Origin of the sequence: Microbispora bryophytorum (assembly GCF_006874465.1) — a bacterium.
Classification (GTDB): Bacteria; Actinomycetota; Actinomycetes; order Streptosporangiales; family Streptosporangiaceae; genus Microbispora; species Microbispora bryophytorum.
The window spans coordinates 31,120-45,848 of record NZ_VIRL01000031.1; the positions used below are offsets into that span (position 1 = coordinate 31,120).

Consider the following 14,729-nt stretch of genomic DNA (forward strand, 5'->3'; position numbering starts at 1 on the left):
GCACGATCTCGTATGAACGACCCATACAGGCAGGACGCCGCCCTCCTCCGCGGCATGACCCAGCGCCGCCTCGGCAGGCGCGACGCCTTCCGGCTCGCGGGCCTGTCGGCCACCGGGCTCGCCCTCGCGGCCTGCGGCGTGCAGGGCAAGGGCACGGCCAGGCCGTCCTCCTCCGCCCAGGTGGAGTCCGAGGTGGAGAAGTACTGGTCGGGCAAGGCGAAGAACGGCCACGTCGACTTCGCCAACTGGCCGCTCTACATGGACCCCAAGCAGCCCGAGCTCAAGGAGTTCACCAAGCGCACGGGGATCTCGGTGACCTACAAGGAGGTCATCCAGGAGACCACGAGCTGGTACGCCAAGATCCAGCCGCAGCTCGCCGCGGGGCAGTCGATCGACTACGACCTGATGGTCGTCACCAACAGCATCCAGCTCACCCAGCTCATCAAGCTCGGCTACCTGGTGCCGCTCGACCACGGCCGGCTGCCCAACTTCACGAAGAACGTCGGGCCGCGGTACACGCAGGAGGCGTTCGACCCGGGCAACGTCTACACCGTTCCGTGGGCGTCCGGCATGACGGGCATCGCCTACAACCCGAAGTACGTCGACACGCCGCCGACGAGCTACTCGGCGCTGTGGGATCCGAAGTACAAGGGCAAGGTCGGCATGTTCTCCGACTCCCAGGAGATCGCGAACTTCGGGCTGTTCGCGATCGGCGTCGACCCGGACAAGTCCACACCGGCCGACTGGGAGAAGGCGGCCGCGAAGCTCACGGAGCAGCGCGACTCCGGAATCGTCCGTAAATATTACGACCAGTCGTACATTGACCCGCTGGCCAAGGGCGACATCTGGATCTGCCAGGCGTGGTCCGGCGACATCTTCCAGAAGAACCTCTCCGACGGCACGGACCTGAAGTTCGTGGTCCCGGAGGAGGGCGCCACGATCTGGACCGACAACTTCATGATTCCGAAGACCGCCGCCAACCCGGTCGACGCGATCACGCTGATCGACTTCTTCTACGAGCCCGCGATCGCGGGAAGCCTGGCGGAGTACATCAACTACGTCACCCCGGTCCCGGCGGCGAAGGACGCCATCGTCGCCGACGCGGCCAAGGCGTCCGGGGCCGACAGGAAGACCCTCGAAACGATCGCCGAGAGCCCGCTGGTGTTCCCCAGCGATGAGGACTACGCCAAGCTGCGCACCTACGTGACCCTCGGAAACAGCGAGGAGCACAAGAAGTTCGAGAGCGTCTTCCAGCCGATCACCACCTCATGAGCAGGCTCAGGGCGGCGCTCACGCCGTACGCGCTGATCTTCCCGGGCGGTCTCTGGCTCGCGATCTTCTTCGTGGTCCCGATGATCGTCATGCTGTCCCTGTCGCTGCAGTCGGGCAGCGTCGAGGACGGCTACGCCTTCACCTTCAACTGGCACTCGTACGCCGACGGGCTGGCGAACTACCACGACCAGATCATCCGGTCGCTGCTCTACGGCCTGGCCTCGACCGCGCTGCAGATCGCCATCGGGTTCCCGGTGGCGTACTGGATCGCGTTCAAGGGCGGCAGCCGCAAGTCGGTCTACCTGTTCCTGCTGCTGCTGCCGTTCCTGGTGTCGTTCGTGCTGCGGACGATCTCCTGGCAGTTCCTGCTGTCGGACAACGGCATCCTGCTCGGCCCGCTCAAGGACATCGGGCTGCTGCCGGACGGCTTCCGCGTCCTCGCCACGCCGTTCGCCGTGATCGCCGGCCTCGCGTACAACTTCCTGCCGTTCATGGTGCTGCCGATGTACGTGGCGCTGGAGCGGATCGACCCGCGCGTCCTGGAGGCGGCGCAGGACCTTTACGCGAGCCGGTTCCAGACGTTCCTGCGCGTGGTGCTCCCGCTGTCGTTGCCCGGCGTATTCGCCGGCGTGCTGATGACGTTCGTGCCGGCGACGTCGGACTACGTCAACGCGTCCGTGCTCGGCGGCACGAACACCACCATGATCGGCAACGTCATCCAGAACCAGTACCTGGTCACGCAGGACTACCCGACGGCCTCGGCGCTGTCGTTCACGCTGATGGCGCTGCTGCTCGTCGGCATCTTCGTCTACGCCAGGGCGCTGGGCACCGAGGACGTGCTGGAGGTGGCGGCCCGATGAGGCAGGGTCTGCTGAGGGGGCGCGGCCTCCAGATCTACACCTGGCTGGTGATCGCCTGGCTGGTCGTGCCGATCGCGGTCATGATCCTGTTCGGGTTCAACGACACGCACGGCCGGTACAACACCGCCTGGCAGGGCTTCACCTTCAAGTGGTACGGCAAGCTGTTCGAGATCGGCGACCTCACCCAGGCGTTGGTGAACTCGCTGCTCATCGCCGTGCTGACGATGATCATCGCGGGGGTGCTCGGCTCGCTCATCGGCCTGGCGCTGGGCCGCTACCGGTTCCGCGGGTCGGCGACGACGAACGTCGTCATGTTCGCGGCCATCTCCTGCGCCGAGATCGTCATGGGCGCCTCGCTGCTTTCGCTGTTCGTCACCCTCGCCGTGCCGCTGGGCTTCTGGACGATCGTGATCTCGCACGTCATGTTCTCGATCTCGTTCGTGGCCGTGACCGTGCGGGCCCGGGTGATGACGCTGGACCGCTCGCTCGAGGAGGCCGCCAGAGACCTCGGCGCCGGCACCTGGACCACGTTCCGCCTGGTCACCCTTCCGATGATCTTCCCGGGTGTGCTGGCCGGGTCGATGCTGGCGTTCGCGCTGTCCATCGACGACTTCGTGATCACCAACTTCAACGCGGGCGGGACGGTGACGTTCCCGCTGTGGATCTGGGGAGCCACCCGCGTGGGCATCCCGCCCCAGGTCAACGTGATGGGCACGCTGATCTTCGCGGCCGGCGTGCTGATCGCCGTGGCCAACGCCCTCGTGGCCCGACGCCGGACCTGACGTAGGACCCATTGAGAACCTGTGAGATCCCCGGGATCTCGAGGGGAAGTGAAATGTGTGAGTCCGCAGAAAGCTCTCGCTGACGCGGAGCGCAAGCCGTACTGGCTGGACCGGTCGATCGCGCCCGAGCCGCTGCCCCCGCTCACGGGAGACGTCACGGCGGACCTGGCCGTGGTCGGCGGCGGCTTCACCGGCCTGTGGACGGCCCTGATGGCCAAGGAGCGCGACCCCTCGCTCGACGTGGTCCTCCTGGAGGGCCGCGCGGTCGGGTGGGCCGCCTCCGGCCGCAACGGCGGGTTCTGCGCGGCGAGCCTGACCCACGGGCTCGGCAACGGCCAGGACCGCTGGCCCGCGGAGATCGCGACGCTGGAACGGCTCGGCCGGGAGAACCTCGACGAGATCGAGAGCACCCTTGCCCGATATGGCGTCGACTGCTCCTACGAACGGACCGGCGAGCTGCGGGTCGCCACCGAGGAGTGGCAGCTCCCGGGGCTCGACGAGGAGGTGAGCGGTGCGGCCTCGCTCGGCCTGCGGCTGGAGCGGCTCGACCGTGAGCAGGTGCGGGCCGAGGTGGACTCTCCGACCTACCTCGGCGGCGTGTGGGACCGGCAGGGCGTCGCCATGGTCGACCCCGCGCGGCTGGCGTGGGGATTGCGCGACGTCTGCGTGCGGCTCGGCGTGCGCGTCTTCGAGCACACGCCGGTGCGCTCCCTGCACGACGACGGCCTGGTGCTGGAGCTGGACACGCCGAAGGGGCGGGTCAGGGCCGGACGGGTGGCGCTCGGCACCGGCGCCTTCCCCCCGCTGCTGCGCCGCCTCAGGCACTTCCTCGTGCCGGTGTACGACTACGTGCTGATGACCGAGCCGGTGCCGGACGACCTGCTGGCGGAGATCGGCTGGCGGGGCCGCCAGGGCGTCGGCGACTCGGCCAACCGGTTCCACTACTACCGGCTGACCGACGACAACCGGATCCTGTGGGGCGGCTACGACGCCGTCTACCACAACGGCGGCCTGGTCCGGCAGGAGTACGACCAGCGCGACGCCACCTTCGAGAAGCTCGCCACGCACTTCTTCGAGACGTTCCCGCAGCTCCACGGCCTGCGCTTCACGCACAGGTGGGGCGGGATCATCGACACCTGCAGCCGGTTCAGCGCCTTCTTCGGCACCGCGTACGGCTCGCGCCTCGCCTACGCCGCCGGATACACCGGCCTTGGCGTGGGGGCCACCCGGTTCGGCGCGAACGTGATGCTCGACCTGCTGCAGGGCCGGGTGACCGAGCGTACGGACCTGCACATGGTGCGGCACAAGCCGGTGCCCTTCCCGCCGGAGCCGGTGCGGTCGGGCGTCATCCAGCTCACCCGCTGGGCCATCGCCCGGGCCGACGAGCACGAGGGCCGCCGCAACGCCTGGCTGCGCACCCTCGACGCCTTCGGCGTCGGCTTCGACTCCTGACGGGGAAGGGTCGTCTCGCCGCCCCGCCGCCCGGGTTCCGTTCACACCAGGTTTGCGGGGTGCTCCCTACGTTTCCCGCATGCGTAGATTCTTGGCCGGAACGACCCTCATCGCCCTGCTCACGGCGGCGTGCGCCGCCGGGCCCGCGCGGCCGGCGCGTACGTCCGGGGCGCCCGCGTGCGACCCCGCGCTGGACACCGCGTTCACGGCCTGGGCCGCGGCCGGGTTCAGCGGGTCGATCGCGATACTCAAAGACGGCGCGTTCGAGTGCCGTGCCGCCTACGGCATGGCCGATGCCGCCGCTCGCCGGCCGAACACGCCCGAAACGGTGTTCAGCATCGGGTCGGTGACCAAGGCGGTCACCGCGGCCGCGATCCTCCGGCTCGCCGACGAGGGGAAACTGTCGCTCGACGACCGGGTGGGGAGGATTCTGCCGCGGCTGCGCGGGCCGGTGGCCGAGGCGACGGTCGGGCAGCTCCTGCTGCACACCAGCGGGCTCAACGGCACGCACGGAGACGACTACGAACGGCTGTCGCCGGACGCGGCGATGGCGGCGATCGGCACGCTGAAGCTCGCCTTCCCCCCGGGGACCGGATACGTCTACTCCAACTCCGGATACACGCTGCTGGCCCTTGTCGTCGAGCGCCTGTCGGACCGGGGTTACCGAAACTACCTGGGCTCGGCCGTTCTGCGGCTCCCCGGCGGGCGGGTGGCGGGCGGGTTCTGGGACGGGCGCCCGGCCGCGCCCGGCCCGAGAGCGGTCGGATACCTGGACGACGGGAGGCCGGGACACCAGGGCGGCTCCCCCGGGCCTTACTGGGGCCTGGAAGGCAACGGAGGGCTGGCGATGACCACGTCGGACCTGGCGTCGTGGACGCACGCGCTGTTCACCGGCCAGGTGGTCTCGCCCGCGTCGGCCGCGCTCGCCGCCCGGCCGGGGTGGCCGCTCGGCGACGGAAAATCGGAGACGCCCGGCTGGGTCGCCTACGACCGGTCGCTGTACGGCGAGCGGTTCCTGAGCGCCGCCGGCGGTGGCGGCGACGTCGGCCACAACGCGGTCGTCGCCTGGATCCCGGCCCAGCGGCGCGCTGTCGCCATCGCGTCCAACACCGCGGCGCTCACGGCCGAGGCGCTGCTGAAGGCGGTGGGGCCGGCGCTGCTGGCCGGCCGTCCGCTGCCCACGCCTCCGGCCGCCGCCCGCGGCGGCGACCTCGGCGCTATCGTCGGGACATATCGGCTCGACGGGGGAGGCAGGTTCCAGGTGGCCGCCGAAGGGGGCAGACTGACCGTCTCCGCGACCGGGGCCGACGCGGTCCGCGCTCTGGCGCCGCCCGGGGCGGGCGGCACGGAGTCGGGCGGCACGGGGGCGGCGCTGCGCGCGCACGAACAGCGGGTGCTGGCGCTGCTGAACGGGCGGACCCAGGAGGGCCGCCGGGAACGGGCCTCCCTCGAAGGTGCCTTCGGTGCGGTGTCGGGCCTCACCCTGGCCGGCACGATCGCCAAGGGCGCCGACACCCGCACGTACGTCATGCTCACCACGGCTAAGGGGCCCGTGCTTGCCTGGTACGCGGTCAACGACCAGGGCGGGGTGCAGGCCGCCGAGGTCCCGGCGAAGCCGCCGGCGCTGACGTTCGTGCCGTCGGGAGCCGGGCGGTTCCGCCCCGACGACCCCACCGGCACGGGCCCACGGGTGGAGATCGCGTTCGAGGGCCGCCACATGACCGTCACCGGCGGGCCGGGCGCCGTCACCGCCGAGCGGTCCGGCTGACCCGGCCATGCGCGTTCTCTTCGTCGAAGACGACCCCGAGCTGTCGGAGCTGGTCGCGCTCGGCCTGCGCAACGAGTCCTACGCCGTGGACGTGGCGGCGACGTACGGGGAGGCCGAGGAGTCGCTGCGGGTCACCGCCTACGACATGGCCTGCCTGGACCTGGGCCTGCCCGACGGCGACGGCCTGGACCTGCTGCGCCGGCTCGCCGGCGACCCGCACCTGCGCCGTCCCCGGCGGACGCTCGTGATCACCGCCAGGGACGCGGTCGGCGACCGTGTCGCCGGACTGGACGCGGGGGCCGACGACTACCTGGTCAAGCCGTTCCACTTCGCCGAGCTCGTGGCCCGGCTGCGGGCGCTGGGCCGCCGCGGCGACCAGTACGGTCCCTTGCTGCGGGTGGGTGACCTGGAGCTCGACCAGGCCGCCCACCGGGCCTGGCGCGGGGGTGCCGAGCTGGAGCTGACGTCGCGCGAGTTCGCCCTGTTGCGATACTTCATGCACCACCCCGGGCGGGTGCTGTCGGCGGAGGACCTGCTGGAGCACGTGTGGGACGCCAACGCGAACCCGTTCACCGCGTCGGTGCGGGTGATTCTCAGCCGGCTGCGCAGGAAGCTCGGCGATCCGCCTGTCATCACCACCGTCACCGCCGCCGGCTACCGCCTGGAGCGGGCGTGAGCCGGCACTGGCGCTCGCTGCGCGTACGGCTGGCCGTGCTGGCCTTCCTGGGGTTCTACGTCCCGCCGCTACTGCTGTTCGGCGTGGTCCTGGTGACCGACACCGAGACGGTCGCGCAGGCCCTCGACGGGGCCGAGCAGGTGCGCAGCATCTCGGGCCACCGCTCCCCGTGGATCTCCTGGACCCTCCTGGCGCTGGCCCCGGCCGCGGCCGCGGCGGCCTGGTGGTGGGCGGGCCGGGCCGTGGCGCCGATCAACCGGGTGCGGAAGGTCGCCCAGGACATCGGCGGCACCGATCTGAGCCGCCGGATCGGGCTCGATCACGGGCCGCCGGAGGTGCTGGCGCTGGCCGCCGAATTCGACGCGATGCTGGACCGGCTGGCGCTGGCCGCGGCGACCCAGCGGCGGCTGCTGGAGGAGACGAGCCACGAGCTGCGCAGCCCGCTGACCGTGCTGATGACCAACGCCGAGGTCCTGCTCGCCCATCCCCGGCCCACTCTGGAGGTCTACCGCGACGGGCTGCTTCGCTCGCGGAGCGTGGCCACGCGGCTGCGGGCGATCATCGACGACCTGCTGACCGAGGCCCGCGGACGAGCCCGTACGCTCGACCGCCGGCCGGCCGACCTCATGGAGGTGGCGCGTGGCGTGCTCCGGCACGCCGAGGTCCTGGCCGCGGGCAGGCGGATGACGCTGTCTCTGGAGGGCCCGCAGGAGGCCGTGTGCGGAGTCGACGAGGCCACGGTGACCCGCGCCGTCGCCAACCTCGTGGACAACGCCGTCCGCTACGGCCCTGAGGGCACGTCCGTGACCGTGGCAGTCGGCCTCACGCCGGAGCTGGCCGTGGTCACGGTCACCGACCGGGGGACGGGCATCCCCGAGGAGGAGCGGGAGCGGGTGTTCGAGCGGTTCTGGCGCGGCCACCGCGACGTGCCGGGCACCGGTCTCGGCCTGCCCATCGCCCGGCAGATCGCGCGGGCCCACGGCGGCGACCTCACCGTCACGTCCGGGACTCCCACCGTTCCGGGCTGCGCCTTCCGCCTCACCCTGCGCCGTACGCGCGCGGACGCCGGCGGATGAGGCGGCCCGTGGTCAGGCGGTGAGCCAGCGAAGGGGGTTGTCGTGGGTGATGAGACGCAGCGTGTCGTCGTCCACGCCGGCCTCCCGCAGGACCGGGAGGACCGATGAGAACAGCCGGCCGTAGCCCTGCCCGCCGTAGCCGGACAGGTGCTCCCGCAGTCGCACGCCGTTGCTGAGCAGGATGCGCTCGGCGTGCCCGCCGTCGAGGAGGGTGAGGACGTCCTCGGCGTCGTCCACGCTCACGTACGCTCCGGTCTCGGCGATCTTGCGCTGGACCAGCGGGTCGCCGGCGCGGGCGGACAGACGCCGGGCGGGGACGTTCTGCGAGAGCAGGAGTTCCAGCAGCTCCAGGCCGCCCGTCGCCACCGGGAGGTCGGTGCGCAGCGAGGCGCGGGCGACGGCGGTGACGGCCCGTTCCTCGGCGGGCGTGGGCGTCTCGTCCCACGCGGCGGCGACGATGACGCCCGGCCGCGCGCCCGTCCCGTCGAGTCCGGCGCCGATCTCGTGCAGCAGGTCGGCGGTGAGGTCCTCCACGTCGTAGCGGGTGATGGCCTCACCCGCGAACGGCTGCGCGGCGAACCCGGTGGCGGCCACGATCGGGACCCGGGCGGCCATCGAGATCCGGGCGAGCGCCGCGGGGTCGCGCGCCATCCCGATGCAGCTGTGCTCCACGACGAGGCCCAGCGCCTGCTCCCTGCCGAGGTCCTTGACCTCGGCCAGCACGTATCGCTCCTCGTCCAGCCAGCGACGGGGATCGGAGTCCACGCCGATCCCCCAGCGGGTGTCGGTGCGCAGGTGCTCGTACGGCAGCACCGGCCCGTCGATCTCGGAGACGGGGACGGCGCCCGTGACGGTCTGGATTCGGGGAAAATACGCGCCGGACATGAACGGACATTAACCGATTTTGTGCCGAAACCGCTCGTGAATCGCAGGATTGTCGATGTTCAGCGGCGTGGGCCGGGTCAGCTCATCGTCCTGCCGCCGTTGACGGCGAGCCGCTGGCCGGTGACGAACCGGGCGCCGGGGGAGGCGAGGAACGCCACCGTCTCGGCCACGTCCGCCGGCACGCCCATGTGCCCCAGCGGGACGTCGCGCAGGTAGCCGGTGTAGTCGTCCGGGGGGACGTCCGCGTGGCGCTCCACCGGGATCCAGCCCGGCTCGACGGTGTTCACCGTGATCCCGTACGGCCCCAGCTCCCGGGCCCACGACCGGGTGAGCCCGTGCATCGCGGCCTTGGCGGCGACATAGTGCCCGAACTCCGGGTTGCCGAGATCGGCGACCTCGCTGCCCACGTTGACGATCCGGCCGGAACCGGCCTCGCGCATGCCGGGCAGCACGGCCTGCAGGATCAGCAGCGGGGCCTTGACGAAGAAGCGGAGCTGGCCGAGGTGGTCCTCCCAGGTCTGCTTCTCGACCGGTATCAGCGGCTGGGGTCCGGTGGCGTTGTTGACGACGACCTTGACACGCCCGAGCGCGGCCACGCCCTCCCGTACGGACTCCTCGTCGGTGACGTCGAACCGGGCCAGGCGGGCCGAGCCGCCGGCGGCCGTGATGCGGTCGACGACGGCGCGCGCCCCCGCCGTGTCGTTGGCGTAGTTGACGGCGACGTGCCGGCCGTCCGCGGCGAGCCGTTCGGCGATGACGGCGCCCAGACCTCGTGAGGCGCCCGTGACCAGTGCGGTACTCATGGGAACCGTGCCTATCACAGATCGCGTAGGGCAGGATGGTGGCCATGGATGAGATCGCCGCACTGGTGGACCGGGCCGAGATCGTGGACGTCGTCACCGCCGTCTTCGACACGGTGGACGCCAAGAACTGGCCGGTGTGCCTGGAGCTGTTCGACGACGAGGTGGACGCGGACTTCAGCAGCCTCAACGGCGGGGGACCGGCCCGGATCAGCGCCGAGGCCCTCGTGGACGGGTGGCGCACCGGCCTGCACGCCCGCAAGCAGAGCTTCCACAGCGTGAGCAACTTCGCGGTGACGGTGGACGGCGCCGAGGCGCACGTGACCACCAAGGGGTATTCCTACAACCTGCTCGACGCCGCGCTGGGCGGCGGCATGTTCGAGGTGTGGGGCGTCTACCGGCTCGGGCTCGTACGGCAGGCCGAGGGATGGAAGGTCACGGCGCTGGCGTTCCACGCCTGGCACTCCCGCGGCGACGAGGCGGTGCGCACGCACAGGCTGGAGGACTAACGCGTGATCGCCGGGGCCTCGGTGTGCAGCCGCCGCAGGACCCGGCGGAACGCCCAGACGGACGCCACGAAGGCCAGGCCGGTGACGACGGCGACGGCGGCGGTGCGGATGATCAGGTAGTCGCCGATCGACTCGTGCAGCAGCAGCCAGATGCTCATGGCCGAGTTGCCCAGGAGCACGAACGCCCACAGCAGGGTGATCCGGGCGAAGAAGATGCGGACGCGTTCGTGCCGCAGCACGAACGACGGCAGGTGGATGTAGTCGAGGGTGAGCCGCTGCACCAGCGGGCGGCGCATCCGCACCGACGCCAGGAGCACCATGCTGATGCAGATCGTGCCGAGCTCCGGCTGGATGAAATAGAGGACGGGGCTGCCGGTCCACAGGCCGATCACGGTGCGGAAAGTGATCGCGATCGCCGCCATGATCATCGTCCCGGGGACGGGCTGACGCCGGATGATCCGCCACAGGACGCCCAGGTAGACCCAGGACACCGCGGCCATCAGCGCGCCGCGCAGGCCGAGCACCGCGAGGGCCGTGTAGAAGACCACGAGGGGAGCCACCACGCCTTCGAGGAGCCGGGGCACCGCCTGCTTGATCAGAGCGGTGAGCCGTGGCAATGCGAAGGGTGTGTGGTTCATGGTGACTCCAACGGGCCGGTGGAGGAGACCGACGCTGTAGTTGGGCAACGCGCCTACCCGGACATAGCGGATGGAAACACCCGAGTGAGGCGGCCTCGTCGGTGGCTTACCGTACCTGACCGTCAGGCTTGCGGAGGCCGAATGCGCGAACCGTCCTCGCGCTCCACAACGGTACGACACACGTCTCGCGGACGTCATGGTAGATGGGAAATCCCTGGTCAGCGCTTTACCCGGGGCCGCTGGGCGCTTTCCCCGGCGGCCGGTGGGCGCGGGTTACGTTGACGGCATGGACTCAGGTTTCGGCTACTTCGCAACGGATGATGCGGTTCGTCCTGATGTCTTGGCCCGGCTCGTCGAGCAGCGCGGCCACACGGCGCTGCTGTTCACCGAGCACACGCACATCCCGGTGCCGCCCGACGGCCAGACGCCGAAGGACGAATGGGGCGGTGACCTGCCGCGGCGCTACTGGCACACGTACGACCCGTTCGTCGCCTCGATGGCCGCGGGCGCGGCGACGACCCGGCTGCGTGTGGGCACGGGCATCTGCCTGGTGCCCGAGCACGAGCCCCTCGGCCTGGCGAAGATGGTCGCGAGCGTGGACAACCTGACCGGCGGGCGGTTCGAGTTCGGCATCGGCGCCGGATGGAACCGCGAGGAGTTGCGCCACCACGGCGTCGACCCGGCCCGCCGCTTCGCCGTGCTGCGGGAGCGCGTGCAGTCGATGCAGGAGATCTGGACCCGTGACGAGGCCGAGTTCCACGGCGACTTCGTGTCCTTCGACCCGGTCTGGTCATGGCCCAAACCGGCACAGAGGCCCTACCCGCCGATCCTGGTGGGCGGCGCCGGGCCGCGCGTCTTCGACCGCGTGCTCGCCTACGGCGACGCGTGGCTGCCCAACTACGGCCCCGGGATCCTGGACCGCGTCCCCGAGCTGTTCCGGAGGGCCGAGGAGGCGGGCAGGGACATCGCGGTCGTGATGCTGTCCACGCCGGCCGACCCCGGCGCGCTTGAGCAGTGCGAGAAGGCCGGGGTCGCCCGGGTGATGGCGTGGCTGCCGTCGGCCGGATACGACTGGGTCCAGCGGGCGATGGACGCCTTCGAGAACGCCCTCGCCGACCTGCACGGCGAATGAGCGCGCCGGCCGGGGAGCGGCGTCAGCTCAGTGTCGCGGTGGCCAGCTTGGCGCCGAAGCCGAGGAAGAGCGCGCCGACCCCCGAGGTGAGCCCAGCGGCCAGCCTGCGACGACGCCGGAAATGGCCCGCGAGGAACGTGCCGCCGAAGATGAGCGTGCTCAGGTAGGTCACGCTGAAGACCTGCACGATCAGCGCCAGGATCAGGAACGACAGCGCCGGCGCGCCGTACGACGGGTCCACGAACTGCACGAAGAACGCCACGAAGAACAAGATGGCCTTGGGGTTGAGCAGGCTGATCGTGAACGCCTTACGGATCGGGCTGCCCACCGGCGCCGGGACGGCCTCCTGAGCCGCCTCCACGACCTGGGCCGCCTCCGTGATCTGTGCCGCCTCCACGACCTGCGGCGCCCCGCTCCGGGAGGCCCGCAGGGAGCGCCAGGCGTCGCGGAGCATGCCGAAGCCGATCCACGCCAGATAGATCGCGCCTGAGTACTTCACGATCGAGAACAGGACGGGTGTGGACTTCAGCAGCGAGGCGACCCCCGCGGCCGACAGGAACATGAGGACCGAGTCGCCGGCGAAGACCCCGGCCGCCGCCCGATAGCCCTGCCGCACACCGCGCTGGGCGGCGGTGGACAGCACGAACAGCGAGTTCGGCCCGGGCAGCAGGATGATCAGGAACGATCCTGCGATGTAGGTCCAGATATTGGTGATCCCGAAGAACATGCCCGCTCCCGTCACGAAACTGCATGTCCTGTTATAGCCCTATCCACGCGTCGGTCACAGCCGGTAGATTCCTATTGACTTGGTAGGGAACTCGGGAGAATTCTGGGATGCATGACGCTGTGGAAGCCTGACCCCACCTTCTACCCCTCGCCCAGGGACGCCGCCGAGGCGCCGCCGGAGAAACTGGCCTACGTGGCCGCCTTCGACCGGTCGGCCCAGCGGCCCGACGCGCTCGCCGTGCTCGACACCGACCCCGGCTCCCCGTCGTACGGGACCGTGGTCGGCTGGACCGACCTGCCGTACACGGGCGACGAGCTGCACCACTTCGGCTGGAACGCCTGCAGCAGTGCGCTGTGCCCGTACGCGCCGCACCCGCACGTCGAGCGGCGTTACCTGATCGTCCCCGGCCTGCGGTCGTCGCGGATCTATGTCTACGACACCAAGGACCGGGTCAGCCCGCAGCTCGTGAAGATCGTCGAGGCCGAGGAGCTGGGCAAGCGGGCCGGCTACTCCCGCCCGCACACCGTGCACTGCGGCCCGGAGGGCCTGTACGTCAGCGCGCTCGGCGGCTACGGCGACGACGGCCCCGGCGGCATCGCGATCCTCGACCACAACTCGTTCGACGTGCTCGGCCGGTGGGAGGTGGACCGCGGCCCGCAGTATCTGGCGTACGACTTCTGGTGGCACATCAACCACGACGTGATGGTCACCTCCGAGTGGGGCACGCCCTCCATGATCGAGGACGGCGTTGTCGGCGAGCTGCTGCTCGGCCGTAAATACGGCCACAAGCTGCACTTCTGGGACCTGCGCAAGCGCCGGCACGTCCAGGAGGTGGACCTCGGCGACCAACACCAGATGACACTGGAGCTGCGCCCCGCCCACGATCCGACCAAGACGTACGGATTCGCCGGGGTCGTGGTCAGCGTCGAGGACCTGTCGGCCTCCGTATGGCTGTGGCACAGAGATGTCAGGCACGGGGACGGCTCCCGCTGGGCGGCGCAGAAGGTGATCACCATCCCGGCCGAGCCCGCCTCGCCCGACGACCTGCCCGACGTGCTCAAGCCGTTCGGCGCGGTGCCGCCGCTGGTGACCGACATCGACCTGTCGGTGGACGACCAGCGCCTGTACGTGTCGTGCTGGGGCACCGGCGAGCTCAAGCAGTATGACGTGTCCGACCCGTTCAAGCCGGTCGAGATCGGCTCGGTCCGCCTCGGCGGCATCGTGCGGCGGGACGCGCACCCGGCCGCGCCGGACGAGCGGCTCGCGGGCGGGCCGCAGATGGTCGAGGTGAGCCGCGACGGCCGCCGGGTCTACGTCACCAACTCCCTGTACGGCGCCTGGGACGACCAGTTCTACCCCGACGGCGTGGGCGCCTGGATGGCGAAGATCGACGCCGAGCCGTTCACACTGGACGAGCGGTTCTTCCCGCACGGCGACGACTTCCGCGGCCTCCGCGTGCACCAGACCCGGCTACAGGGCGGCGACGCGTCCTCCGACTCCTACTGCTATCCGTGACGCTGACCGCGGTCATCCTGCTCGGCGCCTTCCACGGGATCAACCCCGCGATGGGCTGGCTGTTCGCCGTCGCCCGTGGGTTGCAGGAGCGCAGCCGCGACCTGCTGCTGCAGTCGCTGCCGGTCATCGCGCTGGGCCACCTCGCGTCGGTGGCCCTGGTGGTGCTCGCCGTGTCGGCGACCGGGTCGATCGTGACGGCCACGGCCCTCTCGATCGGGGCGGGCGTCGTGCTCGTGGGGTTCGGCCTGTGGCATCTGCTCGCCCGGCGGCACTTCCGCTGGGTCGGCATGCGGCTGTCGCTGCCGCAACTGGCCGCCTGGTCGTTCCTGATGTCGTCGGTGCACGGCGCGGGCCTGATGCTGCTGCCCGTGCTGACCCGCATACCGGCGAGTCACCATGGGCACGTCCTGTCGGGCGGGATGCTCGTCGCCGGCGTGCACACGCTCGCGATGTTCCTCACGGCGACCGTCGTCGCCGTCGTGGTGTACGAGTTCCTCGGCGTGGCCGTCCTGCGGCGGGCCTGGTTCAACCTCGACAGGATGTGGGCGTTCGCCCTGGTGGGGGCGGGCGTCGTCACCCTCGTGGGCGCCATCTGAAGGTGACCGGGGGACAGGCCGGTGACGGCGGGGTCCCGGGT

15 protein-coding genes are annotated in these 14,729 nt (G+C 70.8%); 11 read left to right on the forward strand and 4 right to left on the reverse strand.

The annotated features are described in order from the left end of the window. The first annotated feature begins 12 nt into the window (after positions 1-12). The 7 genes from FLX07_RS34000 to FLX07_RS34030 all read left to right on the forward strand — a co-directional run bounded on the left by FLX07_RS34000 (position 13) and on the right by FLX07_RS34030 (position 7,886). Positions 13-1,272, forward strand: a complete 1,260-nt coding sequence (locus FLX07_RS34000) for a polyamine ABC transporter substrate-binding protein (protein ID WP_208762534.1) — start codon at positions 13-15, stop codon at positions 1,270-1,272. After that, on the forward strand, positions 1,269-2,132 hold the full coding sequence (locus FLX07_RS34005; protein WP_142575788.1) for an ABC transporter permease: 864 nt from the start codon (positions 1,269-1,271) through the stop codon (positions 2,130-2,132). The genes FLX07_RS34000 and FLX07_RS34005 overlap by 4 nt, the downstream gene beginning before the upstream one ends. Further along, complete coding sequence (locus FLX07_RS34010) at positions 2,129-2,914, forward strand: ABC transporter permease (protein ID WP_142575789.1); 786 nt, start codon at positions 2,129-2,131, stop codon at positions 2,912-2,914. The genes FLX07_RS34005 and FLX07_RS34010 overlap by 4 nt, the downstream gene beginning before the upstream one ends. A 57-nt stretch (positions 2,915-2,971) precedes the next feature. Beyond that, on the forward strand, positions 2,972-4,366 hold the full coding sequence (locus FLX07_RS34015; RefSeq protein WP_142575790.1) for an NAD(P)/FAD-dependent oxidoreductase: 1,395 nt from the start codon (positions 2,972-2,974) through the stop codon (positions 4,364-4,366). Between the two features lie 79 nt (positions 4,367-4,445). After that, positions 4,446-6,134 carry a serine hydrolase gene (locus FLX07_RS34020; protein ID WP_142575791.1) on the forward strand — a complete coding sequence of 563 codons (1,689 nt, stop codon included), beginning with the start codon at positions 4,446-4,448 and terminating at the stop codon, positions 6,132-6,134. 7 nt (positions 6,135-6,141) lie between these two features. Next, positions 6,142-6,810, forward strand: coding sequence for a response regulator transcription factor (locus FLX07_RS34025; RefSeq protein WP_142575792.1), 669 nt, complete (start codon positions 6,142-6,144; stop codon positions 6,808-6,810). Further along, positions 6,807-7,886 carry a HAMP domain-containing sensor histidine kinase gene (locus FLX07_RS34030; protein ID WP_167748493.1) on the forward strand — a complete coding sequence of 360 codons (1,080 nt, stop codon included), beginning with the start codon at positions 6,807-6,809 and terminating at the stop codon, positions 7,884-7,886. The genes FLX07_RS34025 and FLX07_RS34030 overlap by 4 nt, the downstream gene beginning before the upstream one ends. Before the next feature lie 12 nt (positions 7,887-7,898). On the opposite strand, the gene FLX07_RS34035 is transcribed toward FLX07_RS34030, so the two are convergent. Then, complete coding sequence (locus tag FLX07_RS34035) at positions 7,899-8,771, reverse strand: phosphotriesterase family protein (RefSeq protein ID WP_142575794.1); 873 nt, start codon at positions 8,769-8,771, stop codon at positions 7,899-7,901. Between the two features lie 77 nt (positions 8,772-8,848). Beyond that, positions 8,849-9,574, reverse strand: coding sequence for an SDR family oxidoreductase (locus FLX07_RS34040; RefSeq protein ID WP_142575795.1), 726 nt, complete (start codon positions 9,572-9,574; stop codon positions 8,849-8,851). Positions 9,575-9,618: 44 nt separating this feature from the next. On the opposite strand from FLX07_RS34040, the gene FLX07_RS34045 reads away from it, so the two are divergent. After that, on the forward strand, positions 9,619-10,080 hold the full coding sequence (locus FLX07_RS34045; RefSeq protein WP_167748494.1) for a nuclear transport factor 2 family protein: 462 nt from the start codon (positions 9,619-9,621) through the stop codon (positions 10,078-10,080). Here the strand turns inward: FLX07_RS34045 and FLX07_RS34050 are convergent. Further along, positions 10,077-10,718 (reverse strand): VC0807 family protein, encoded by a 642-nt coding sequence (locus FLX07_RS34050; RefSeq protein WP_142575797.1) that lies wholly within the window; start codon positions 10,716-10,718, stop codon positions 10,077-10,079. The two genes, FLX07_RS34045 and FLX07_RS34050, sit on opposite strands and share 4 nt — an antisense overlap. A 340-nt stretch (positions 10,719-11,058) precedes the next feature. On the opposite strand from FLX07_RS34050, the gene FLX07_RS34055 reads away from it, so the two are divergent. After that, the gene (locus FLX07_RS34055) at positions 11,059-11,850 is read left to right on the forward strand and encodes an LLM class F420-dependent oxidoreductase (RefSeq protein ID WP_223854349.1); all 792 of its coding nucleotides are present in this window, start codon (positions 11,059-11,061) and stop codon (positions 11,848-11,850) included. A gap of 22 nt (positions 11,851-11,872) precedes the next feature. On the opposite strand, the gene leuE is transcribed toward FLX07_RS34055, so the two are convergent. Then, the gene (leuE, locus tag FLX07_RS34060) at positions 11,873-12,577 is read right to left on the reverse strand and encodes a leucine efflux protein LeuE (protein WP_142575799.1); all 705 of its coding nucleotides are present in this window, start codon (positions 12,575-12,577) and stop codon (positions 11,873-11,875) included. A gap of 111 nt (positions 12,578-12,688) precedes the next feature. Between leuE and FLX07_RS34065 the strand changes: the two genes are divergently transcribed. Together FLX07_RS34065 and FLX07_RS34070 are read left to right on the forward strand one after the other, a co-directional pair. Next, positions 12,689-14,092, forward strand: coding sequence for a selenium-binding protein SBP56-related protein (locus FLX07_RS34065; protein ID WP_142575800.1), 1,404 nt, complete (start codon positions 12,689-12,691; stop codon positions 14,090-14,092). Continuing rightward, positions 14,080-14,688, forward strand: coding sequence for a hypothetical protein (locus FLX07_RS34070; RefSeq protein ID WP_223854362.1), 609 nt, complete (start codon positions 14,080-14,082; stop codon positions 14,686-14,688). Before FLX07_RS34065 ends, FLX07_RS34070 begins: the two co-directional genes overlap by 13 nt. Positions 14,689-14,729: the final 41 nt, after the last annotated feature.

Coding starts and splice junctions, on each gene's coding strand:
- FLX07_RS34000 (WP_208762534.1), top strand. CDS start 13: ATGAACGACCCATACAGGCAGGACGCCGCCCTCCTCCGCGGCATGACC.
- FLX07_RS34005 (WP_142575788.1), top strand. CDS start 1,269: ATGAGCAGGCTCAGGGCGGCGCTCACGCCGTACGCGCTGATCTTCCCG.
- leuE (WP_142575799.1), bottom strand. CDS start 12,577: ATGTTCTTCGGGATCACCAATATCTGGACCTACATCGCAGGATCGTTC.
- FLX07_RS34040 (WP_142575795.1), bottom strand. CDS start 9,574: ATGAGTACCGCACTGGTCACGGGCGCCTCACGAGGTCTGGGCGCCGTC.
- FLX07_RS34065 (WP_142575800.1), top strand. CDS start 12,689: ATGACGCTGTGGAAGCCTGACCCCACCTTCTACCCCTCGCCCAGGGAC.
- FLX07_RS34045 (WP_167748494.1), top strand. CDS start 9,619: ATGGATGAGATCGCCGCACTGGTGGACCGGGCCGAGATCGTGGACGTC.
- FLX07_RS34025 (WP_142575792.1), top strand. CDS start 6,142: ATGCGCGTTCTCTTCGTCGAAGACGACCCCGAGCTGTCGGAGCTGGTC.
- FLX07_RS34010 (WP_142575789.1), top strand. CDS start 2,129: ATGAGGCAGGGTCTGCTGAGGGGGCGCGGCCTCCAGATCTACACCTGG.
- FLX07_RS34020 (WP_142575791.1), top strand. CDS start 4,446: ATGCGTAGATTCTTGGCCGGAACGACCCTCATCGCCCTGCTCACGGCG.
- FLX07_RS34035 (WP_142575794.1), bottom strand. CDS start 8,771: ATGTCCGGCGCGTATTTTCCCCGAATCCAGACCGTCACGGGCGCCGTC.
- FLX07_RS34050 (WP_142575797.1), bottom strand. CDS start 10,718: ATGAACCACACACCCTTCGCATTGCCACGGCTCACCGCTCTGATCAAG.